At 68.6% G+C, this 21,074-nt stretch carries 18 protein-coding genes; 10 read left to right on the top strand and 8 right to left on the bottom strand.

Going from position 1 to position 21,074, the window contains the following annotated elements; genetic code table 11:
- Positions 1–107: 107 nt before the first annotated feature.
- The 3 genes from speA (at position 108) to UUA_RS16220 (ending at position 4,078) form a co-directional block, all read left to right on the top strand.
- Entirely contained in the window at positions 108–1,997 is a 1,890-nt protein-coding gene (gene speA, locus UUA_RS16230; RefSeq protein WP_008438823.1) for a biosynthetic arginine decarboxylase, read from the top strand.
- Between the two features lie 117 nt (positions 1,998–2,114).
- Positions 2,115–2,900, top strand: coding sequence for a 3-hydroxybutyrate dehydrogenase (locus UUA_RS16225; protein ID WP_008438822.1), 786 nt, complete (start codon positions 2,115–2,117; stop codon positions 2,898–2,900).
- Positions 2,897–4,078 carry a DUF3734 domain-containing protein gene (locus UUA_RS16220; protein WP_008438821.1) on the top strand — a complete coding sequence of 394 codons (1,182 nt, stop codon included), beginning with the start codon at positions 2,897–2,899 and terminating at the stop codon, positions 4,076–4,078. Before UUA_RS16225 ends, UUA_RS16220 begins: the two co-directional genes overlap by 4 nt.
- 168 nt (positions 4,079–4,246) lie before the next feature.
- Here the strand turns inward: UUA_RS16220 and UUA_RS16215 are convergent, their stop codons facing one another.
- The 4 genes from UUA_RS16215 to radC form a co-directional block, all read right to left on the bottom strand.
- Entirely contained in the window at positions 4,247–5,002 is a 756-nt protein-coding gene (locus tag UUA_RS16215; RefSeq protein WP_008438820.1) for an SDR family NAD(P)-dependent oxidoreductase, read from the bottom strand.
- 31 nt (positions 5,003–5,033) lie between these two features.
- Entirely contained in the window at positions 5,034–5,729 is a 696-nt protein-coding gene (locus UUA_RS16210; RefSeq protein WP_008438819.1) for an SPOR domain-containing protein, read from the bottom strand.
- A complete protein-coding gene (gene argS, locus UUA_RS16205; protein ID WP_008438817.1) occupies positions 5,729–7,417 on the bottom strand; it encodes an arginine--tRNA ligase in 1,689 nt (562 codons plus the stop codon). Before argS ends, UUA_RS16210 begins: the two co-directional genes overlap by 1 nt.
- Positions 7,418–7,926: 509 nt before the next feature.
- Positions 7,927–8,598 carry a RadC family protein gene (radC, locus tag UUA_RS16200; RefSeq protein WP_008438816.1) on the bottom strand — a complete coding sequence of 224 codons (672 nt, stop codon included), beginning with the start codon at positions 8,596–8,598 and terminating at the stop codon, positions 7,927–7,929.
- A gap of 95 nt (positions 8,599–8,693) precedes the next feature.
- Between radC and coaBC the strand changes: the two genes are divergently transcribed.
- The 3 genes from coaBC to UUA_RS20245 are packed head-to-tail and all read left to right on the top strand — an operon-like array spanning position 8,694 to position 12,720.
- Complete coding sequence (coaBC, locus tag UUA_RS16195; RefSeq protein ID WP_008438815.1) at positions 8,694–9,899, top strand: bifunctional phosphopantothenoylcysteine decarboxylase/phosphopantothenate--cysteine ligase CoaBC; 1,206 nt, start codon at positions 8,694–8,696, stop codon at positions 9,897–9,899.
- Positions 9,896–10,354, top strand: coding sequence for a dUTP diphosphatase (dut, locus tag UUA_RS16190; protein ID WP_008438814.1), 459 nt, complete (start codon positions 9,896–9,898; stop codon positions 10,352–10,354). The genes coaBC and dut overlap by 4 nt, the downstream gene beginning before the upstream one ends.
- Positions 10,355–10,410: 56 nt before the next feature.
- Positions 10,411–12,720: a phosphomannomutase/phosphoglucomutase gene (locus UUA_RS20245; protein ID WP_008438813.1), complete on the top strand. Its 2,310-nt coding sequence runs from the start codon at positions 10,411–10,413 to the stop codon at positions 12,718–12,720.
- 87 nt (positions 12,721–12,807) lie between these two features.
- On the opposite strand, the gene UUA_RS16180 is transcribed toward UUA_RS20245, so the two are convergent.
- Positions 12,808–13,452, bottom strand: coding sequence for a DUF4124 domain-containing protein (locus tag UUA_RS16180; RefSeq protein WP_008438812.1), 645 nt, complete (start codon positions 13,450–13,452; stop codon positions 12,808–12,810).
- 118 nt (positions 13,453–13,570) lie between these two features.
- On the bottom strand, positions 13,571–14,218 hold the full coding sequence (gene pyrE, locus UUA_RS16175) for an orotate phosphoribosyltransferase (protein WP_008438811.1): 648 nt from the start codon (positions 14,216–14,218) through the stop codon (positions 13,571–13,573).
- A gap of 154 nt (positions 14,219–14,372) precedes the next feature.
- Here pyrE and UUA_RS16170 point away from each other — a divergent pair, with 154 nt between their 5' ends.
- From UUA_RS16170 to UUA_RS16160, 3 genes are all read left to right on the top strand, one after another.
- Positions 14,373–15,143, top strand: a complete 771-nt coding sequence (locus tag UUA_RS16170; RefSeq protein ID WP_008438810.1) for an exodeoxyribonuclease III — start codon at positions 14,373–14,375, stop codon at positions 15,141–15,143.
- Positions 15,133–16,449 carry an AmpG family muropeptide MFS transporter gene (locus tag UUA_RS16165; protein ID WP_235605834.1) on the top strand — a complete coding sequence of 439 codons (1,317 nt, stop codon included), beginning with the start codon at positions 15,133–15,135 and terminating at the stop codon, positions 16,447–16,449. The genes UUA_RS16170 and UUA_RS16165 overlap by 11 nt, the downstream gene beginning before the upstream one ends.
- Before the next feature lie 138 nt (positions 16,450–16,587).
- On the top strand, positions 16,588–16,899 hold the full coding sequence (locus tag UUA_RS16160; RefSeq protein WP_008438807.1) for a hypothetical protein: 312 nt from the start codon (positions 16,588–16,590) through the stop codon (positions 16,897–16,899).
- On the opposite strand, the gene UUA_RS16155 is transcribed toward UUA_RS16160, so the two are convergent.
- Together UUA_RS16155 and UUA_RS16150 are read right to left on the bottom strand one after the other, a co-directional pair.
- Entirely contained in the window at positions 16,869–17,999 is a 1,131-nt protein-coding gene (locus UUA_RS16155) for an anhydro-N-acetylmuramic acid kinase (protein WP_008438806.1), read from the bottom strand. The genes UUA_RS16160 and UUA_RS16155 overlap by 31 nt on opposite strands.
- A 13-nt stretch (positions 18,000–18,012) precedes the next feature.
- Positions 18,013–19,458 carry an OapA family protein gene (locus UUA_RS16150; protein ID WP_008438805.1) on the bottom strand — a complete coding sequence of 482 codons (1,446 nt, stop codon included), beginning with the start codon at positions 19,456–19,458 and terminating at the stop codon, positions 18,013–18,015.
- 184 nt (positions 19,459–19,642) lie between these two features.
- Here UUA_RS16150 and tyrS point away from each other — a divergent pair, with 184 nt between their 5' ends.
- A complete protein-coding gene (tyrS, locus tag UUA_RS16145) occupies positions 19,643–20,854 on the top strand; it encodes a tyrosine--tRNA ligase (RefSeq protein ID WP_008438804.1) in 1,212 nt (403 codons plus the stop codon).
- Positions 20,855–21,074: the final 220 nt, after the last annotated feature.

Raw genomic sequence — 21,074 nt, 5'->3', positions numbered from 1 at the left:
CGCGGCGTGCGAGGCTTCCGGTCGTTCGGGCTCGTGCTCGCGTAGAGCTGAAGCGTCAAGGCTCGCCGCTGCGACGACATCATTCGTTTGCACGAGGAGCAACGCTGATGGCGAACCATTGGACTGTCGACACCGCCCGCCACACCTATGCGGTGCCACACTGGGGTGACGGCTACGTGGACGTGGACGAAGCCGGCTGCATCGTGATGCGTCCGCGCGGCGCGTACGGCCCGGCGCTGTCGCTGCCGCGGATCGTCGAGCGCGCCTGCGCCGAAGGCCTGCGGCTGCCGTTGCTGGTGCGCTTTCCGGACATCCTGGCCGACCGCCTGGCGCGGCTGCAGACGGCTTTCGCCAAGGCCATCGACGAGTGGCACTACGCCGGCGGCTACACCGCGATCTATCCGATCAAGGTGAACCAGCAGCGCGGCGTGGCCGGCGAGCTGGTCGCCGCCGGCGTGCATGGCTTCGGCCTGGAGGCCGGTTCCAAGCCCGAACTGATGGCGGTGCTGGCGATGGCACGGCCCGGTTCCATCGTGATCTGCAACGGCTACAAGGACCGCGAATACATCCGCCTGGCGCTGATCGGCAAGAAGCTCGGCCTGCGCGTGCACATCGTGATCGAGAAGCTGTCCGAGCTGGACCACGTGTTCGCCGAGGCCAGGGCGCTGGGCGTGGAGCCGCTGCTCGGCGTGCGCGTGCGCCTCGCTTCCATTGGTGCCGGTAAGTGGCAGAACACCGGCGGCGACAAGGGCAAGTTCGGGCTGTCGCCGAACCAGGTGCTCACCCTGGTCGAGCGGCTCGATCACGCTGGCCTCAAGCACACGCTGAAGCTGCAGCACTTCCATATGGGCTCGCAGATATCCAACGTGCGCGACATCGCCAACGGCATGCGCGAGGCCACGCGCTACTTCGTCGAGCTGTGCCGGATGGGCGTGCCGCTGGAGATCGTCGATGTCGGCGGCGGCCTCGGCGTGGACTACGAAGGTTCGCGCTCGCGCAGCCACAACTCGATCAACTACTCGATCGAGCAGTACGCCTCGACCATCGTGCAGTCGCTGGCCGAGGCGGTGGCCGCCGAAGGCCTGGAGGCGCCGCACATCCTCACCGAGGCCGGCCGCGCGATGACCGCGCACCACGCGGTGATGGTGGTCAACGTGACCGAGGTGGAGGAAGTGCCCGCCGGCGCGATCCCGCCGCCGTGCGTGGACGAGCCGGCGGTGCTGCGCCGCCTGCGCGAGACCTGGGAGGAACTGGACCGGCGCCCCGCGCTGGAGCTGTTCCACGAAGCCCAGCATCACTTGAGCGAAGGCCAGGCGTTGTATGCGCTGGGCCAGCTCGCGCTGGCCGACCGCGCGCGGCTGGACGAGATGTACTACGCGATCGCCGGGGCGGTAAGGCTGCGCCTGCTGCCGGCCGAGCGCTCGCACCGGCAAGCGCTGGACGAGCTGGACGAGAAGCTGGTCGACAAGTACTTCGCCAACTTCTCGGTGTTCGAGTCGATCCCGGACGTGTGGGCGATCGGGCAGATCTTCCCGATCGCGCCGATCGCGCGGCTGGACGAGCAGCCGACCCGGCGCGGCGTTATCGTCGACCTTACCTGCGATTCGGACGGCCGCATCGACCACTACGTCGATGCCGAAGGCGTGGATGTCAGCCTGCCGCTGCACGCATTGCGGGACGGTGAAAGCTACCGCCTCGGCATCTTCATGGTCGGCGCCTACCAGGAGACGCTGGGCGACATCCACAACCTGTTCGGCGACACCGATGCGGTGAACGTACGCGTGGACGGCGACGGCTACACTTTCGCCCATGTACGCCGCGGCGACACCACCGACCTGATGCTCGACTACGTTGGCTACGACCTGGAGACGCTGCGCGCCAGCTACCGCGAGCGCATCGCCGCCGCCGGCCTCGCCGGCGACGAGGCCGCGCGCCTGTACGACGCGCTCGACGGCGGGCTCGCCGCCTACACCTACCTGGCCGAGGACATCCGCTGAAGGCGTGACGGCGACTGCCCCAAGGTCCGATGGCGGCCGTCGTCGCGGCGCCTACAATCCGCTGGATGGGCGCGATCGGACGATCGCGCCAACCCCATCCTTTCCAAGGAGCAACGCATGAACAGTCTCAACGGCAAGGTGGCCCTGGTCACGGGCGCAGCCAGCGGCCTCGGCAAGGCGATCGCGGAACTGTACGCGCAGCATGGCGCCAGCGTGGCGATCGCCGACATCAACCAGCAGGCCGCCGACTCGGTCGCCGCGCAGATCAACGCGGCCGGCGGCAAGGCGCTCGGCGTGGCGATGGACGTGACCAGCGAGGTGGCGGTGAACGAAGGCACCGACAAGGTGGTCGCTGCGTTCGGCGCGCTGGACATCCTGGTTTCCAACGCCGGCGTGCAGATCATCAACCCGATCGACCAGTTCGCCTTCGCCGACTGGAAGAAGATGCTGGCGATCCACCTCGACGGCGGCTTCCTCACCACCAAGGCCGCGCTGAAGCACATGTACCCGGGCAACCGCGGCGGCGTGGTGATCTACATGGGCTCAGTGCACTCGCACGAGGCCTCGAAGCTGAAGTCCGCCTACGTCGCCGCCAAGCATGGCCTGCTCGGCCTGGCCCGCACGCTGGCGAAGGAAGGCGCCGCGCACAACGTGCGCTCGCACGTGATCTGCCCGGGTTTCGTGCGCACGCCCCTGGTCGAGAAGCAGATTCCCGAGCAGGCGAAGGAGCTGGGCATCAGCGAGGACGAGGTGATCAGGAACGTGATGCTGAAGGACACCGTCGATGCCACCTTCACCACCGTCGAGGACATCGCGCAGACCGCGCTGTACCTGGCCACCTTCCCCTCCGCGGCGCTGACCGGTCAGAGCATCGTGGTCAGCCACGGCTGGTTCATGCAGTGAGCCATCCTGATCCGGCGTCCTCGCTGGCGGAGAGGGCGGCCCGCGATTACCGCACCGTCGCGCTGGTGCTGCAGGGCGGCGGCGCGCTTGGCGCCTACCAGGCCGGCGTGTTCGAGGCGCTGGACGAGGCCGGCCTGCAGCCGACCCGGCTGGCCGGCATTTCGATCGGCGCGCTGAACGCGGCGATCATCGCCGGCAACGCGCCCGGGCAGCGGGTGGAACGGTTGCGCGAATTCTGGGAGGCGATCTGCCGCCCGCCATTGTGGCCGGCAACGCCGCCACTGCCCTGGTTCGACGCGGTGGCGTGGCCGACGGCGTGGCTCAGCGGGATGAGCGGCATGGCTGCCTGGCGCGCGATGACCGAAGGCCAGGCCGGCTTCTTCCATCCGCGCCAGCCGCCGCCGTTGCTGGGCGGGCACGCCACACCGGGCAGCGTGAGCTGGTACGACACCGCGCCGCTGCGCGCCACGCTGGAGCGGCTGGTCGATTTCGACCGGCTCAACGACGCGCGCACGGTGCGCGTGGCGGTCGGCGCGGTGAACGTGCGCAGCGGCAACTTCGCCTACTTCGACAATCGCCGCGAGCGCCTGCGGCCGGAGCACTTCATGGCCTCCGGCGCGCTGCCGCCGGGCTTTCCCGCGGTGGAGGTCGACGGCGAGTTCTACTGGGACGGCGGCATGGTCTCCAACACGCCGCTGTACGAGGTGCTCAGCGAGCGCCCCGGTTGCGACACGCTGGCGTTCCAGGTCGACCTTTGGAGCGCCCGCGGCGCGCTGCCGCGCGACCTCGCCGACGTGGCCGAGCGCAGCAAGGAGATCCAGTACTCCAGCCGCACCCGGCTGGTCACCGAGTTCATGCGCCGCACGCAGGAGCACCGCCGGCTGCTGCACGACGTGATGGCGCTGGTGCCGCCCGAGCGCCGCCACGATCCGGTATACCGCCATGCCGAGGCGCGTGCGGCCGAAGCGCTGACCAACGTGATCCACCTGATCTACCAGAACCGGCCGCACGAAGGCCACTTCAAGGACTACGAATTCAGCGTCGCCAGCATGCGTTGCCATTGGCAAAGCGGGCTGGACGACATGCGCCACACGCTGGCCCATCCGCACTGGCTGGCTGCGCCCGATGCGGGACAGCCATTCGTGACGCACGATGTGCACCGCAGCGAGGCGGGTTAGCGGCCAGTCGATCGCGACCGGCCGGATTTCCGGGATCGAGGCAGGGACGCTTCGTATTCATTGGCAAGAATGCGTAGGGCGGGCACCGCCCGCTGTGCTGGTACTGCTTTCACACCCCATCTGGCCAAAGCCGGCGGGCGGTGCCCGCCCTACGCGTTTGGCGCGTCTCTACGCGTCCCGCGCCACTTGCAGCCCGGCGGGCGACTGGCTGACCGGCATGATTTCCAGACGGGTCACGTCGAGGTGTGGCGGCAGGTTGGCGATCCACCAGATCGTGTCGGCGATGTCGGCCGCGGTGATCGGATGGGCGCCGGCGTAGAGCTGGTCCGACGCCGCCTTGTCGCCGCCGGTGCGCACCACGGTGAACTCGGTCTCGGCCATGCCCGGCTCGATGGACGTGACGCGCACGCCACTGCCGTGCAGGTCCACGCGCAGGTTCTGCGAGAACTGGGTGACGAAGGCCTTGGTGCCGCCGTACACGTTGCCGCCGCGGTAGGCATAGCTGCCCGAGATCGAGCTGATGTTGACGATCGCGCCGCGGCGCGCGACCAGTTGCGGCAGCAGCAGATGAGTCAGCGACACCAGGGCGGTGACGTTGGTGTCAATCATCTGCTTCCACTGTGCCAGGTCCGCCTGTTGCGCCGGCGCGGTGCCCAGCGCCAGGCCGGCGTTGTTGACCAGCAGGTCGATGCCGGCGAACCCGGGTGGCAGGGCCGCGTGCGCCGCCCGCATCGCCGTCTCGTCGCGCATGTCGAACGCCGCCGCGTGCACGCGCCCGGCGCCGTGCCGCGCTACCAGCTGTTGCAGCCGTTCCATCCGCCGACCGCTGGCGATCACCCGCCAGCCTCCGGCGACGAAGCGTTCCACGGCAGCGGCGCCGAAGCCGGAGGTGGCGCCGGTGATCCAGGCGGTTTTGGTGGTCATGGGCGGAAATTCAGTGGGAGGAAAGGGTGGCTCAGCGGCCTTCCTTCAGCGCAATCGCGTTGATGCCGGCGCCGGCCAGGCGCTGCTTGGTCGATTCCAGCTCGGTGGCGGAACGGAACGGCCCCAGCCGCACGCGGTTGTAGGTTTGCCCGCCGATGCTGACCGACTGCACGTTGGCCACGAAGCCCTGCAGCGCGAGTTTCGCCTTCAGCGTCTCGGCATCGGCCGCGTTAGGGAACGCGCCGACCTGCAGCAGGTAGCCGCTGCCGGAGGCCGGTTGCGGCACCGCGCTGGCCGGTGCGGCGGTAACGTCCTGGGTGACCGCCTGCGGCGCGTTCGCCGGTACCGCGGCCGGTGCCGCCTGCTGCGCCTGCAATTGGGCGGCCTGCTGCTTCTGCTGCTCGATGCGCGCCTGCGCGCTGATCTCGGCATCGGGGATGCGCACCTCCTTCTCCGACAGCACCGAGTAGAAGTCGAATTGCGGCTTCTTCGGCGCATTGTCGTTGCCCGCTTCGAGCACGCCGGGCGCGCTGCCGTGCTCGGCGGTGGCCTGCGGATTCGCCTGCGGGCCGTCGGCCTTGCGCAGGCTGGTGAGCAGGCTGCCGCGCAGCATCACCGCCATCAGGATCGCGCCTGCGATCAGGCCGATCACCGCGTAACCCCAGCCCGGGAACCCGTTGCTGCCGTTGCGCACGGCCTGCCGGCCCCTGCCCTTGCGTGCTGCCATTACATCTTCTCCGGGGCGCCGAGGCCCAGCAAATCCAGCCCATTCTTCAACACCTGGCGGGTCGCCACCACCAGCGCCAACCGTGCGTTGCGCAGCGCGGCGTCCTCGACCAGGAACTGATGCGAGTTGTAGTAGGTGTGGAACGCGTTGGCCAGTTCGCGCAGCCAGGCCGCGACCAGGTGCGGCTCCAGGTTTGCCGCCGCCGCCTCGACCAGTTCAGGGTACTTGGACAATTCGGCGAGCAGGATCTGCTCATGCTCGTTGTCCAGCCGGTCGAGGTGCGCGAGGCCCTCGGCGAGGTCGACTGTGTAGCCCTTCTCCGGCGCCTGGCGCAGCACGCTGCAGACGCGGGCGTGCGCGTACTGGATGTAGTACACCGGGTTGTCGTTCGACTGCGAGCGCGCCAGGTCGATGTCGAACACCAGCTGCGAGTCGCTCTTGCGCGAAATCAGGAAGTAGCGCGTGGCATCCTTGCCGACCTCGTCGATCAGGTCGCGCAAGGTGACGTAGCTGCCGGCGCGCTTGGAGATCTTCACCTCCTCCCCTCCCTTCATCACCGTCACCATCTGGTGCAGCACGTACTCCGGCCAGCCCCTGGGGATGCCGCAATCGAGCGCCTGCAGGCCGGCCTTCACGCGGGCCAGCGAGCCGTGGTGGTCCGAGCCCAGCTCGGTGATCGCGCGTTCATAGCCGCGCTGCCATTTGCTGAGATGGTAGGCCACGTCCGGCAGGAAGTAGGTGTAGGTGCCGTCGGACTTGCGCATCACGCGGTCCTTGTCGTCGCCGAAATCGGTGGTGCGCAGCCACAGCGCGCCGCCGTCCTCGTAGGTGTGGCCATGCGCGACCAGCTCGCGCACGGCCTCCTCCACCTTGCCGTCGGTGTACAGCGACGATTCGAGGAAATAGGTGTCGAAGCCTACGCCGAACGCCTGCAGGTCCAGATCCTGCTCGCGGCGCAGATAGGCCACGGCGAAGTGGCGGATCGCGTCGAGATCGTCCACGTCGCCGGCGCCAGTGACCGTCTCGCCATCGGCGACCACCGACTCGCGATCGAGATAGGCGCGCGCCACCTCGGCGATGTAGTCGCCGCGGTAGCCGTTCTCCGGCCAATTGCTGTCATCCGGCGTGATCCCGCGGGCGCGCGCCTGCACCGAAATCGCCAGGTTGGCGATCTGCACGCCGGCGTCGTTGTAGTAGAACTCGCGCTTCACGTTCCAGCCGCTGGCGTCGAGCAGGCGGCTCAGGCAATCGCCGATCGCCGCGGCGCGGCCATGGCCCACGTGCAGCGGGCCGGTCGGGTTGGCCGAGACGAACTCCACGCCGACGGTCTTGCCGCCGCCGCTGGTGCTGCGGCCGTAGGCGTCGCCTTCGGCCAGGATCCGGCGCACTTCGGCGTGGTAGGCGCCCGGCGCGAGAAAGAAATTGATGAAGCCGGGGCCGGCGATCTCGACTTTCTCCACCAGCGTGTTGGCCGGCAGTGCGGCGACCAGTTTCTCGGCCAGTTCGCGCGGCTTGGCGCGCGCCGGCTTGGCCAGCAGCATCGCCACGTTGCTGGCGAAATCGCCGTGTTCGCGGCTGCGCGCGCGCTCGATCACGAAGCCGGGCAGGCTGAGGTCGGTAGGCAGGGTGGCGGCGCCCTGCAGGGCCTGGATCGCCTGCAGCACCAGTTTCCGCAGCGGTTCTTTCACGGTGGGGCCGGTTTCGTGATGGAACCGGCAATCCTAACAGACCCGCCTGCCGGCGAAACGCGCGCCTGACTGCTTGTGGCACCGGCCAGCGGAAGCTTCGGGGCGCGCCGGAATTTTGACGCACCGCGGCGAGCCACGCTGTGGATAAGTCTGTGGGGAAAGCTGCGGCTCGCGCGTGGCTCCAGGCGGCGAGCGGCCTTGCATCGTCGTGTCGCTAGAAATTTATCTTGTGCGCCAATAAGTTGAGATACTCATCTCGAGTCCGTACACGATAGGCCCGCCAAGTGCCGGTATCGCCATTTTGTGTATAAGTTGGCGCGGTCCAGGGCCATGCTTTCGGCTGCGGCTGGCGTCACCGCATTGTCATGCGGCACTGCGATACTGAACGGGCCAGAACATGAACTCCCCTCCATGACATGGCGACCGGGGATGCCGCTCTCCCCACCTCCCCAATCGGCCTCGCGGCGTGGCTCCTGCCACGCCGTTTTTTTTGTCCGGGGAGGCTGATCTCAAAGCAGGCCGCGGGCTGCCATCGACACCGGCTCGCCGCTGCCGATCACCAGGTGGTCGAGCACGCGCACGCCGACCAGCTGCAGGGCGTCGCGCAACTCGTGGGTGATGGTGCGGTCGGCGGCGCTGGGCTCGGCCACGCCGGAGGGGTGGTTATGGGCGAAGATCACCGCACAGGCGTTGTGCTGCAGGCAGGCACGGACCACTTCGCGCGGGTGCACGCTGGCGCCGTCGACGGTGCCGCGGAACAGCTCCTCGAAGGCCAGCACGCGATGGCGGTTGTCCAGATACAGGCAGCCGAACACCTCGTACGGCAGGTGGCGCAGGCGTGCGCGCAGGTAGTCGCCGCTGTCGCGTGGGTTGCCCAGGCTGGGCAGTTCCTGCAACTGCTCGGCCAGGCTGCGCCGGGCCAGTTCCAGCGCGGCGGCGATCCGCGCGCGCTTGGCCGGACCCAGGCCGCCGACGCGGATCGGCTGCTCGGGCCTGGCCAGCAGCGTGCCCAGGCTGCCGGCGTGCGCCAGCAGTTCGCGGCCCAGCGCCAGCGCGTCCTTGCCGCGGCTGCCGTTGCCCAGCAGCACCGCCAGCAGCTCGGCGTCGGACAGCGCGCCGCTGCCGCGCGCCAGCAATTTTTCACGGGGGCGTTCCCCCTCGGGCCAGTTGCGGATGCTCATGTGCCCAACTTGCCGCACGGCGTGCGGGGCGGGCAGCGGTGCGCGCGGGTGAATCCGGTAAGCTAGGCCTCTGCCGATTGTCAGGCCCGCCTTACATGAGTCTTGCCCAACGCCGCATCCTGCTCGGAGTGTCGGGCGGCATCGCCGCCTACAAGTCCTGCGAACTGGTCCGCCGCCTGCGCGATCTCGGTGCCGAGGTGCGCGTGGTGATGACCGAGGGCGCCACCCGCTTCGTCAGCCCGACCACCTTCCAGGCGCTGTCCGGCCAGCCGGTGCGGGTCAGCCTGTGGGATGCGCAGGCCGAGGCGGCGATGGGCCACATCGAACTGGCACGCTGGGCCGAACGCATCCTGGTGGCGCCGGCCAGCGCCGACCTGCTGGCGCGTCTGGCACATGGTCTGGCCGACGATTTGCTGACCACGCTGTGCCTGGCCAGCGCCGCGCCGCTGTATCTGGCGCCGGCGATGAACCAGCAGATGTGGGCGCACCCGGCGGTGCAGGACAATCTCGCCACGCTGCGCCGGCACGGCGCGCACATCCTCGGGCCGGCAGTGGGCGACCAGGCCTGCGGTGACGTCGGTAGCGGCCGCATGCTGGAGCCGCACGAACTGCGCGGTGCGCTGGTGGCCTCGTTCGGCGAGCGCTCGCTGGCCGGGCTGAAGGTGCTGGTCAGCGCCGGTCCGACCTACGAGGACATCGACCCGGTGCGCTTCATCGGCAACCGCAGCTCGGGGAAGATGGGCTTTGCGGTAGCCGAGGCCGCCGCGCAGGCCGGCGCCGAGGTGAGCCTGGTGGCGGGGCCGGTGAGCCTGGCCACGCCACCGGGCGTGGCGCAGCGCATCGACGTGCGCAGCGCGGCGCAGATGCATGCGGCGGTGCTGCAGGCGGCAGCACAGGCGGACATCTACATCGGCGCAGCGGCGGTGGGCGACTACCGCCCGCAGGAGGTCGCCACGCAGAAGCTGAAGAAGCACGACGGCAGCGAGCTGGTGCTGCGCCTGGCCGAGAATCCGGACATCCTGGCCAGCCTCTCGGCGCAAACCGCGCATCCGTTCCTGGTCGGATTCGCCGCGGAGACGCATGATGTGGCGAGCTATGCGCAGGGCAAGCTGCGCCACAAGGGTCTGGACATGATTGCGGCGAACCAGGTGGGTGGCGGGCTCGGTTTCGAGGCGGCCGACAATGCGTTGACCCTGTACTGGGCCGACGCTGCGGTCGCGTTGCCGCGGGCGGAGAAATCCGAGCTGGCGCGGCAGCTGGTGGCCCATGTGGCCGAACGCTACCGGGCGACGCGCGGATGACGATCGACGTCGAGCTGAAGATCCTCGACCCGCGCCTGGGCGACGGCATTCCGCTGCCGCAGGCCGCCACGCCAGGCAGCGCCGGCATGGACCTGCGCGCCGCGCTGCAGCAGCCGCTGACCTTGCAGCCGGGCGAAAGCGCGCTGGTGCCCAGCGGCATCGCGATCCACATCGGCGATCCGGGCTGGTGCGCGCTGATCGTGCCGCGCTCCGGGCTGGGCCACAAACACGGCCTGGTGATGGGCAACCTGGTCGGAGTGATCGACGCCGACTACCAGGGGCCGTTGATGATTTCATGCTGGAATCGCGGCAGCCAGCCGTACACCATCGCGGTGGGCGATCGCGTCGCCCAACTGCTGCTGGTGCCGGTGGCGCAGGCGCAACTGAAGGTGGTGGCCGATTTCGCGCCCAGCGAGCGCGGCGGTGGCGGGTTCGGCTCGACCGGTATCCAATAATCAGCGGGGTCGGCCCGGGTGCCCGGGCCGCACGCAGTGACGGCCGCGGGGGCGGTATGGCGTTGAACATCGCGAACGAACGGCTGCGCAACCTGCGCGTCGACTGGCGTGATCTGCTGCCGCTGGCCGGCGGTACCGCGCTGCTGCTGCTGGGTCTGTTCTGCGCCTGGCAAACCTGGCTGATTGCCGACGAGGGTAATGCGGTGCGCCGCGTGCACCAGGCCCAGGACGAGGCCGTGCAGGCGTTGACGGCGGAGATCGCCAGCCAGCGCGGCGCGGTCGAAAAAGTGCTGGCCGGCGTGAACCCGGCGACCCTGCTGAGCAACCCGGCGCAATCCGCCGCGGCGCTGCGCCAGCAGTTGCCGCAGGCGAAGAAGCTGGAGCTGTACAGCGGCGACCTCACCGAGGTGCTCAAGGCCAATTACCGCGAGTTCGGCTACGCCAAGGCGGCGCAGCTGATGGCCGCGCAGAGCGCGAACGGCGCGCCGCCGGCGCAGAGCGTCTCCTACGGCAGCGGCGACCGCCGGCTCAGCCTGGTGATTCCGCTGGGCCCGCCGCAGCAGGCCCAGGCCTGGGCCTGGGTTGAGCTGCCGTTTGCGCCGCTGCGCCAGCGCTTCGACGCGATTTCGCCGGCCGGGGGCCGGCTCGACCTGCGCCAGGGTGACGACCGCGGCTACGTGCAACTGCTCTCGCATGGCACCAGTTCGGCCGAGGCCGAGGAAGCCGGCAAGCCAGTCGCAGGCAGCGCGTTCAGCGTCGGCGCCGGCCTGCCCAGCGCGTTCATCGTGCTGCCGCGCTGGTGGCTGCTGAGCGGACTGCTGGCTGTGTTCGGCCTCGGCGGCGGCATCTATCTGCTGCGCCTGCGCCAGCGCTGGAAAGCGCAGCCGGTGGTCGCGGAGGCCGACGTGCCGCTACCGGAGCGGCGGAGTGCACCGGCCCGGGCCAAGCCGTCGGAACCGCCGGAGCCGCCGGTTACGGCGGTGGTCGGCGTGGATCCGAGCATCTTCCGCGCCTATGACGTGCGCGGCGTGGTCGGCAAGACGCTGAACGCGGACGTGGCGCATGCGCTCGGCCAGTCGATCGGCACACTGATGGCCGAGAAGGGCCTGCGCGAGATCGTGGTGGGGCGCGACGGCCGCCTGTCCGGGCCGGAACTGGCCGGCGCGCTGGCTGACGGCCTGCGTGAAGCCGGCGTGGACGTGATCGATATCGGCGCGGTGCCGACGCCGGTGGTGTACTACGCCACCTACCGCTTCAACACCGGCTGTGGCGTGGCGGTCACCGGCAGCCACAATCCGCCGGACTACAACGGCTTCAAGATCGTGGTCGGTGGCCAGACGCTGGCCGAGGGGGCGATCCGGGACCTGTACCAGCGCATCGCCGGCGGCGCGCTGGCCAGCGACGGCGGCGGCGGTCTGCGCCAGGTCGACGTGGCGCCGGACTACATCGAGAAGATCGTCTCCGACGTGCTCGCCGAGCGCCGCCTGAAGGTGGTGGTGGATTGCGGCAACGGCATTCCCGGCGCGATCGCGCCGCAGGTGCTGGAAGGCGTCGGCTGCGAGGTGGTGCCGCTGTACTGCGACGTCGATGGCAACTTCCCGAACCATCACCCGGACCCGTCCGACCCGCACAACCTGGAGGACCTGATCCTCGCCGTGAAGAGCAGCGGCGCCGATCTCGGCCTGGCCTTCGACGGCGACGGCGACCGCCTCGGCGTGGTCACCCGCTCCGGTGAGATCGTCTACCCGGACCGCCTGCTGATGCTGTTCGCGCGCGACGTGCTGTCGCGCCAGCCCGGCGCCACGGTGATCTACGACGTGAAATGCACCAGCCACCTGAAGGGGCAGATCCTCGACGCCGGCGGCAGCCCGCTGATGTGGCGCACCGGGCACTCGCTGATCAAGGCGAAGATGCGCGAGACCCAGGCCGAGCTGGCCGGCGAGATGAGCGGGCACTTCTTTTTCAAGGAGCGCTGGTACGGCTTTGATGACGGCATCTACGCCGCTGCGCGGCTGCTGGAGATCCTCGCCGGCGACCTGCAGGGACGCAGCGCCGAGCAGATCTTCGCCACGCTGCCGAAGAGCATCTCCACGCCCGAGCTGAAGGTCGAGCTGGCCGAGGGCGAGCACTACCGCTTCATGGATCAGCTGCGCCAGCAGGCGAACTTCGAGGACGCCAGCCTGATCACCATCGACGGCATGCGCGCGGACTGGGCGGACGGCTGGGGCCTGGTGCGCGCGTCGAACACCACCCCGGTGCTGGTGTTGCGCTTCGAGGCGGACGACGCGGCGGCGCTGAAGCGGATCCAGCAGGTGTTCCGCCGGCAGCTGCTGGCCGTCGACCCGGGTCTGAAGCTGCCGTTCTAGCGGCCGGCGGCGCGTCGGCCGTCACGTCAGGCGCTTGAAACCGCGCTCCGGGCGAGGGTCGGCGCCATCGGCGCCATCGGCGCCAGGCTACTCCGCCGACTGCTGCTGCGCGGCTGTCCTGACTTCACGGTAGTGCGCCAGCTGCGCAGCCTGTTGCTGCTCGGTATTGCTGCGCAGGGTCTGCTGGCGGCGCAGCGTGTCGCGCAGCGTGGCCACCACGTTGCGCTGCTGCGCGATGCTGTCGGCCAGGGGCTTGGGCACCGGACTCTTGGCGTTCTCGAGGTCGGCGGCGCGGCCGAGCAGGTCGGTCAACGCCTTCTCCTGGCCACGCAGATTGATCTGCGAGGTGTGGATCTGCTGGTCGATGGTATCCAGCACCTGCTGCAGCGAAATCCGGTAGGAGTCTTCGTCCGGGTAGGCCAGCAGCATCTGCGCATCGGCGTTCGCGCGTTCCTGCGCTGCGCGCTGCTGGGCCGCCTGTTCGGCGGCGAGCTTGGCGGCGGCGGCGCGTTCGGCGGCGGTCAACTGGCGTGGCACGCGTTGCACCACCAGGCCGCGGTCGTTGACCAGCTCGTAGCCGTACTTCATGGCTTCGGCGGTCAGGCTGTCGCTGAAGTGCATCAGACCCTGCCCGTCGTGCCATTTGTAGCGGACGTTGCCGGTGTTCTGGGCCTGCGTCGACAGGCTCGCAGCCAGCACGGCGACGGCGATGACGAGCAATGATTTGCGCATGGATACCCCTCTTCGTTGCCCAGTATAGCCAGCGCGGTCACGCTGCCTAGCTCCGTGGGCACGGCAGCCGCTGCGAGTGTGACCGGGTTCGCTTGAGCCCGTCGGCGACATGCTGAACTCAGCGTCGGACTCCGTAGCGCTCGCGATAGGCCAGCAGGCGGGCGTGCTCGGCAGTCAGGCGCGGCTGCTCGCCGGCATAGGCCAGCACGTCATCGAGGCTGGTGATCGCGATCACCGGAATGCCGTGGTCGGCGGCCACCTCCTGCGCGGCCGAGCGCTCGCCCTGTCCGCGCTCCTGCCGATCCAGCGCGATCAGCACGCCGGCCGGCGTGGCACCCTGGGCGCGGATCAATGCCAGCGCCTCGCGCACCGCGGTGCCGGCGGTCATCACGTCATCGACGATCAGCACCCGGCCCTCGAGCGGCGCGCCGACCAGCACGCCGCCCTCGCCGTGGTTCTTCGCCTCCTTGCGGTTGTACGCCCACGGCAGGTCGCGGCCATGGCCGTCGGCCAGCGCGATGGCGGTGGCGGCGGCCAAGGCGATGCCTTTGTAGGCAGGCCCGAACAGCATGTCCACGGCGACACCGGAGTTCACCAGGGCGGCGGCGTAGGCGCGGCCGAGCTGGGCCAGCGCGGCGCCCGAGTCGATCCGCCCCATGTTGAAGAAGTACGGGCTCTGGCGACCGGATTTCAGGGTGAACTCGCCGAAGCGCAACACGTCACGGCGCAGGGTGAGTTCGATGAAGTCGCGCTGGTAGGCGTGCACGGCGGGTCTCGCAAATGGGGGAAGTCGGGGCCGCTGCGGCGTTGCGCTACGGCAAGGCCGCCATGGTACAGCCCTGCCCGGGCCGACCGGTGCGCACGGACCGCAGGGCGGCCCGGCATGGTTGCTATGATGGTCCGCCGCCCGAGGAGTCCGCATGCGCATCATCACCCTCAACACCAACGGCATCCGCTCGGCCGCCACCAAGGGCGTGTTCGACTGGCTGCGCCGGCAGCAGGCGGACGTGGTCTGCCTGCAGGAGACCAAGGCGCAGGAAGGCCAGCTGGCCGACGCGATGTTCCGCCCCGACGGCCACCACTGCCTGTACCGCGACGCCAGCAACAAGAAGGGCTACAGCGGCGTGGCGATCTACACCCGACGTGAACCCGACCAGGTGCTCACCGAACTGGGCTGGGATGCGTTCGACAACGAGGGGCGCTACCTCGAGGCGCGCTTCGGCAAGCTCAGCGTGGTCTCGCTGTACTTCCCGTCCGGCTCCTCCGGCGACGAGCGCCAGCAGTTCAAGTTCAAGGCGATGGAGTGGATCACGCCGATCTTCGATGCATGGTTGAACAGCGGCCGCGACTACGTGATCTGCGGCGACTGGAACATCGTGCACACCAGGAACGACATCAAGAACTGGTCGTCCAACCAGAAGAACTCCGGCTGCCTGCCGGAGGAGCGTGCCTGGCTGGACCTGCTGTTCAACCAGCGCGGCTGGGTCGACAGCTTCCGCGCGATCAAGCCCGATGCGGTCGAGTACACCTGGTGGTCGAACCGCGGCCGCGCGCGCGAGAACAACGTGGGGTGGCGGATCGACTACCAGGTCGTCTCACCGAGCTTGCGTGAGCGCCTGAAGGCGTGCTCGATCTACCGCGACGAACGCTTCTCCGACCACGCGCCGTACACCGTCGACTATGCCGATTGAGCCCGCTGCGCCGCGACCGGCAAAGCCGTCGGTATGGCGGGCGTTCGCCCAGCCGGCGGCATGGACGATGGCGCTGTTCGGCTTCTCCTCCGGCCTGCCGTTCCTGCTGGTGGCCGGTACGCTGGCGTACTGGCTGAAGGAAAACGGCATCAAGCTGGCGGACATCACCATGACTGCCAGTGCCGGCATGACCTATGCGTTCAAGTTCGTGTGGGCGCCGCTGCTCGACCACGGGCGGCTCCCCGGCTTCGCCCGCCTCGGCCAGCGCCGCGGCTGGCTGTTGTTCGCGCAGCTGGGCGTGGTGTTCGGGCTGCTGGCGATGGCCGCGTTGACCCCGCGGCAGCTGACCCCGTTCGTCGCGGCCACCCTGCTGGTGGCGTTCTTCGGTGCCACCCAGGACATCGCGGTGGACGCCTATCGCATCGAGATCGCGCCGATCGAGGCGCAGGGCGCGCTGGTTGCCACCTACTCGCTCGGTTACCGCATCGGCCTGCTGCTGGCCGGTGCGGTGGCGCTGATCCTGGCCGACCACCTGTCGTGGCGGCTGGTCTACGTGCTGATGGCGCTGGCGATGGCGGTGCCGGTGGCGACCACGCTGATCGCGCGCGAACCGGACGTGTTGCGGGTGCGCGCCACGCGCTGGCGCGACGCGATGCGCGAGAGCGTGATCGATCCGTTCACCGATTTCTTCCGCCGTTACGGCTGGGCGCTGGCCGGGGTGGTCTTGCTGTTCCTGCTGCTGTTCAAGATGCCTGAGCAGGCCACCATCGGCGGCATCATGAGCCCGTTCTACCGCGACATGGGTTTCTCCAAGACCGAGATCGGCACCATTACCAAGATCTACGGCATCTGGATCGGCATCGTCGGCGTGTTCATCGGCGGCGCCATGGTGGCGCGCTGGGGTGCATGGCGGCCGCTCGGCATCACCATCGTGCTGTGCGGCTGCAGCAACCTGCTGTACCTGCTGCTGATCGCCCACCCCGGCAATCTGCTGGTGCTGACCCTGGTGATCTCCGGCGAGAACCTGACCCTGGGCATGCTGGGGCCGCCGACCGTGGCGTTCCTCTCCTCGCTGGTCAACCGCCAGCACACCGCAACCCAGTACGCGTTGCTGAGTTCGCTGGTCAACCTGCCCGGCAAGCTGCTCGGCTTTTTTGCCGGCGGCATCGCCACCGCCACCGGCTACGGCGGCTACTTCGTCATCACGGTGCTGGCCGTGCTGCCGTCGATGCTGCTGTTCGCCGGCCTGTGGCGCTACTTCCGCGGCGAGGAGCGTGCGCGGGCGGCGGCGACCGGCACCACCTAGGCTGTCGCCCCACCGGTGTGGTTGCGTTCACAACGTGATTGCCAAGTCGGCCACGGAATCGCCATCACGCCGTGTGGTGTGGCGGCGGTTGTGCAAGCATCGCTGGCACAGGGGCATGTGCAACATGGAGTGACGCTTATGCCGGACATGATCCTGCAGCACGTCGACAGCCTGCTCGTCGAACGCATCCGGTCGCTGGCCCGGGATCGCCAGTGCACGGTCAACGACGTCATGTTGCATGCGCTGCGCAGCGGCCTGGGCATGTCGGCTGCGCAGCAGTGCAGTGAGAACCTGCGCGACCCCGCTGCGCTGACGGCCCTGGATGGCGATTGGGGGGCTGCGGAACAGGGGGTGTTCCAGGAGGCGCTGCGTGCGCTGGCGCAGACCCGGCCGACCCAGCTGGCCCCGGAAAACATCGGCTATGCCGGCGGTGCAACCGGCGCGGAATAGATCGCGCCCAGTATCCGCGGGCCGCGTGCGCCGGTGACCGCCGGCAAATTGCCGGGCAGGCCGAGCAGGCGCTGTCGCGCCAGCCAGGCGAAGGCGGTGGCTTCGAGGAAGTCCGGATCGATGCCGTAGCGCGAGGTGCCCAGCAGCACGCGAGGCGCCAGCAGTTCGCCCAGCCGCCGCATCAGTGCGCCGTTGTGCACGCCGCCGCCGCAGGCCAGCACTTCTTCCGCTTGCGGCGCATGCTGCGCGATCGCCGCGGCCACGCTGCGCGCAGTGAGTTCCAGCAGGGTCGCCTGCACGTCGGCGGGGTCCAGCGCGGCGAGCGGTGCATGCGCGGCCAGCCAGTCGAGGTGGAAGTACTCGCGGCCGGTACTCTTCGGCGGTGGCAGCGTGAAGTAGGGGTCGGCCAGCAGGGTGCCGAGCAGGCCGGTGTCGACGCGGCCACTGGCGGCGTACGCGCCATCACGATCGAACGGTTCGCCGTGCTGGCGCAGGTGCCAGGCATCGAGCAGGCCGTTGGCCGGGCCGGTGTCGAAGCCCACCACGCGGCCGTCGGCACCGAGCACGGTGATGTTGGCGATGCCGCCGAGGTTCAGCACCACCCGCGCATGTCCCGGTCGTGCCAGCAGCATCGCGTGCAGCGCGGGCAGCAGCGGCGCGCCCTGCCCGCCGGCGGCGACGTCGGGACGGCGAAAATCCGCCACCACGTCGATGCCGCAGCGCTCGGCGATCACGCTCGGGTCGCCGAGCTGCAGGGTGAACGGATAGGCGCCGGTGGGGCGATGGCGCAGCGTCTGGCCGTGCGAGCCGATCGCGCGGACGGCCGAGGCGGGCGTGCCGCTGCGCTCGAGCAGCTGCAGTGCGGCGTCGGCGAAGCAGCGGCCGATCTGGACGTCCAGCCGTCCAAAAGTATCGAGGTCGAGTGCCGTCTCACCCTGGGCCAGCGCAAGCATCCGCCTGCGCAGATCCGGCGGCCACGAGTGCGAGTGGCTGGCCTGCAGCTGCGGCACGCCACGGTTGAAGCTGGCCAGCACCGCGTCGATACTGTCGGCGCTGGTGCCGGAGATCAGTCCGAGGTACAGCGCCGAGGCGTCGTCCACGCGCGGCGGGCGTTCAGTTGTCGTGGTTGGCGCGGACGTTGGCGCGCGCCAGCGTGATGCGCGCGTCCAGTTCGGTCAGCCGCGCCAGTTGGGGCTTCACCACTTCGGCCTTGAAGCGCGCCATCTGGACGGCCGGCAGCGGCTCGGGCTTCGGCAGCGTCACTGTCTGCGGGTTGCGCTGCACGCCGTTGACGCGGAACTCGTAGTGCAGGTGCGGGCCGGTGGCCAGGCCGGTCATGCCGACGTAGCCGATCACTTCGCCCTGGCGTACCCGCTCACCCACCCGCTGGCCCTTCACGAAACGCGACATGTGGCCGTAGGCGGTGCTGATGCTGTTGTTGTGCTGGATCACCACGAAGTTGCCGTAGCCGCGTTCCCAGCCGTGGTACTTGATCACGCCGTCGCCCGCCGCGTGGATCGGGGTGCCGCTGGGGGCGGCATAGTCCACGCCCTTGTGCGCGCGCATGCGACCGAGGATCGGATGCATGCGCGTCGCGGTGAACTGCGAGGAGATGCGGGTGAAATCGACCGGGATGCGCAGGAACGACTTCTGGATCGGCCGGCCATCCTCGCTGTACCAGCCGTAGCTGCCGTCGGCCTTCTTGAAGCGGTAGGCGGTGTAGCGCTTGTCCTGGTTGACGAACTCGGCGGCGATGATGTTGCCCTGGCCATAGCGCACGCCATCGCGGTAGATGTCGTCGTAGATCACGGTGAAGCTGTCGCCGACGCGCAGGTCCTGCACGAAGTCGATGTCGTACTTGAACAGGTCGGCGAGCTTGCCCACCATCGCCGCGTCCATGCCGGCCTGGTCGCCGGCGGCGTACAGGCTGCTACGGATCACGCCATGGGCCACCTGTTCGCGCAGGTCCAAGTCGCGCTGCTGGATGGCGACGCTGGGCCGCGTGCCGTCGAGGCGGATGGTGGCGCGGCTGGCCTGGTCCTGATCGAAGCGGAAGCCTTTGAGGCTGCCGTCGCTGCCGAGCAGGAAATCGAACTCCTGGCCCGGACGGATGTTGTGCAGAGCGGTTTTTGCGCTGCCGGCGGTATCCATCACCTTTTGCAGGTCGGTCATACCGAGGCCGCGTGCGGTGAAGATGTCCGACAACGTTTGTCCGGGTTGCACCCGCACCACCTGCCAGTCGTCCACGGTCGCGGCGGTGAAGTTGGCCGGCGTGATCTTCGGCAGCGCCAGCGGCAACAGCGAATGCACTTCCGGCGTGGGTGCGGGGCGCATCGCGCTGGCCCAGGCGGGCATGATGAAACCGGACAGCAGGGTAATCAGCAGCGCCGTGCCGGCGAGCACCAGGCGTTCGCGGCGCCAGCGGATCGGCTCGATCTCGCCCGAGCGATTGAACGACCAGTGGGCGCAGCGCGCATAGAAATGGGAGTGCCGGCGTTGCGCCTTGCGACAGATGGCCTGCTTGCGGGCTTGCCGTGCCCCCTGCTTTTCTTCTGCCATGCTGTTACGCCTACGCTACAGAGAAACAAAACTGCGGATACCATAACGGCCATGTGCAAAGGACGTCAACGCCTTTCGCATCAAGGATTTGCAACGCTTTCGTCGTTAACACACAATTAACGTTGACGGCACGATCACATTGCGGGCCATTGCCTGTTTCATCCAACCATCGAGAAAACCTTGCATGAGCGAGCTTGAGCAGGCGCTGGCCACGATTGCGCGTGGCGCCGACGAAATCATCAAGCGGGAAGACCTGGCCGAACGTCTGAGGCAGGGTCGCCCGCTGCGGATCAAGGCCGGTTTCGACCCGACCGCGCCGGATCTGCACTTGGGCCACACCGTGCTGCTGAACAAGATGCGCCAGTTCCAGGACCTGGGCCACCAGGTGGTCTTTCTGATCGGCGACTTCACCGGCATGATCGGCGACCCCACCGGCAAGAACGTCACGCGCAAGCCGCTCAGTCGTGAAGACGTGCTGGTCAACGCCGAGACCTACGCCGAGCAGGTCTACAAGGTGCTCGACCGCGAGCGGACCGAGCTGCGCTTCAACTCCGAATGGTTCGGCAAGATGAGCGCGGCCGACATGATCAGGCTCGCTGCCCAGCACACCGTGGCGCGGATGCTCGAGCGCGACGACTTCACCAAGCGCTACGCGGCACAACAGCCGATCGCGATCCACGAGTTTCTGTATCCGCTGGTGCAGGGCTACGACTCGGTGGCACTCAAAGCGGACGTGGAACTGGGCGGCACCGACCAGAAGTTCAACCTGCTGATGGGCCGCGCGCTGCAGGAACACCACGGCCAGCCGCCGCAGATCGTGCTGACCATGCCGCTGCTCGAAGGCCTGGACGGCGTCAACAAGATGTCCAAGTCGCTGGGCAACTACATCGGCATCAACGAGCCGGCGATCGACATCGTCACCAAGACCATGAAGATCGGCGACGAGCTGATGTGGCGCTGGTTCGAGCTGCTCAGCTTCGACGTGTCGCTGGATGAGTTGGCACGCATGAAGCAGGACATCGCCAGCGGCGCCCTCAACCCGCGCGACGCCAAGCTGCGTCTCGCACGCGAACTGGCCACGCGCTTTCATGGCGCGGCCGCTGCCGAACAGGCGATCGCCGGGTGGCATGCGGTGGTGCGTGGCGAAGGCGATACCTCGCTGCTGCCGCAGGCCGATATCACGGTGCCGGTCGAGGGTATGCGCCTGGCGACCCTGCTCACCGCGGCCGGGCTCACTGCCAGCAACTCCGAGGCGAACCGCAAGTTGAAAGAGCGTGCCGTGCGCATTGATGCCGAAGTGGCAGAGGATGCGCAGCGCGTCTTCCACGCCGGCTTCGAAGGCGTGCTGCAGGTGGGCAAGCGCAGTTTTGCCCGCGTGAGACTCGTGCCTGCCTGATGCGCGCGTTCCAGCGAGAGATGGCGGCGTGCAAGCGCACTTGAGAGAAAAATTTGCCGTCACCGCAGTCGTTTGCGCAGGTTCCGTGAAATTTCTCTCAAGAAACACTTGCCAAAAAAAACACAGGCCGTACTATTCGCGGCCCGCAGTCGCCCAACGTCGCAAGACGGACTGACGGGACCTCGAAGAAGCCTCCCCGAGGGTGTTGACGGTCAAGAAA

Origin of the sequence: Rhodanobacter thiooxydans LCS2 (assembly GCF_000264375.1) — a bacterium.
GTDB lineage: Bacteria > Pseudomonadota > Gammaproteobacteria > Xanthomonadales > Rhodanobacteraceae > Rhodanobacter > Rhodanobacter thiooxydans.
This window is presented reverse-complemented; position numbering and strand designations above follow the sequence as displayed.

Excerpts from the sequence above, each read along its gene's own strand:
- UUA_RS20245 (WP_008438813.1), top strand. The coding sequence starts at position 10,411 with ATGGCGTTGAACATCGCGAACGAACGGCTGCGCAACCTGCGCGTCGAC.
- tyrS (WP_008438804.1), top strand. The coding sequence starts at position 19,643 with ATGAGCGAGCTTGAGCAGGCGCTGGCCACGATTGCGCGTGGCGCCGAC.
- radC (WP_008438816.1), bottom strand. The coding sequence starts at position 8,598 with ATGAGCATCCGCAACTGGCCCGAGGGGGAACGCCCCCGTGAAAAATTG.
- dut (WP_008438814.1), top strand. The coding sequence starts at position 9,896 with ATGACGATCGACGTCGAGCTGAAGATCCTCGACCCGCGCCTGGGCGAC.
- UUA_RS16160 (WP_008438807.1), top strand. The coding sequence starts at position 16,588 with ATGCCGGACATGATCCTGCAGCACGTCGACAGCCTGCTCGTCGAACGC.
- UUA_RS16180 (WP_008438812.1), bottom strand. The coding sequence starts at position 13,452 with ATGCGCAAATCATTGCTCGTCATCGCCGTCGCCGTGCTGGCTGCGAGC.
- UUA_RS16225 (WP_008438822.1), top strand. The coding sequence starts at position 2,115 with ATGAACAGTCTCAACGGCAAGGTGGCCCTGGTCACGGGCGCAGCCAGC.
- coaBC (WP_008438815.1), top strand. The coding sequence starts at position 8,694 with ATGAGTCTTGCCCAACGCCGCATCCTGCTCGGAGTGTCGGGCGGCATC.
- UUA_RS16215 (WP_008438820.1), bottom strand. The coding sequence starts at position 5,002 with ATGACCACCAAAACCGCCTGGATCACCGGCGCCACCTCCGGCTTCGGC.
- UUA_RS16170 (WP_008438810.1), top strand. The coding sequence starts at position 14,373 with ATGCGCATCATCACCCTCAACACCAACGGCATCCGCTCGGCCGCCACC.
- UUA_RS16210 (WP_008438819.1), bottom strand. The coding sequence starts at position 5,729 with ATGGCAGCACGCAAGGGCAGGGGCCGGCAGGCCGTGCGCAACGGCAGC.
- UUA_RS16165 (WP_235605834.1), top strand. The coding sequence starts at position 15,133 with ATGCCGATTGAGCCCGCTGCGCCGCGACCGGCAAAGCCGTCGGTATGG.
- UUA_RS16150 (WP_008438805.1), bottom strand. The coding sequence starts at position 19,458 with ATGGCAGAAGAAAAGCAGGGGGCACGGCAAGCCCGCAAGCAGGCCATC.
- speA (WP_008438823.1), top strand. The coding sequence starts at position 108 with ATGGCGAACCATTGGACTGTCGACACCGCCCGCCACACCTATGCGGTG.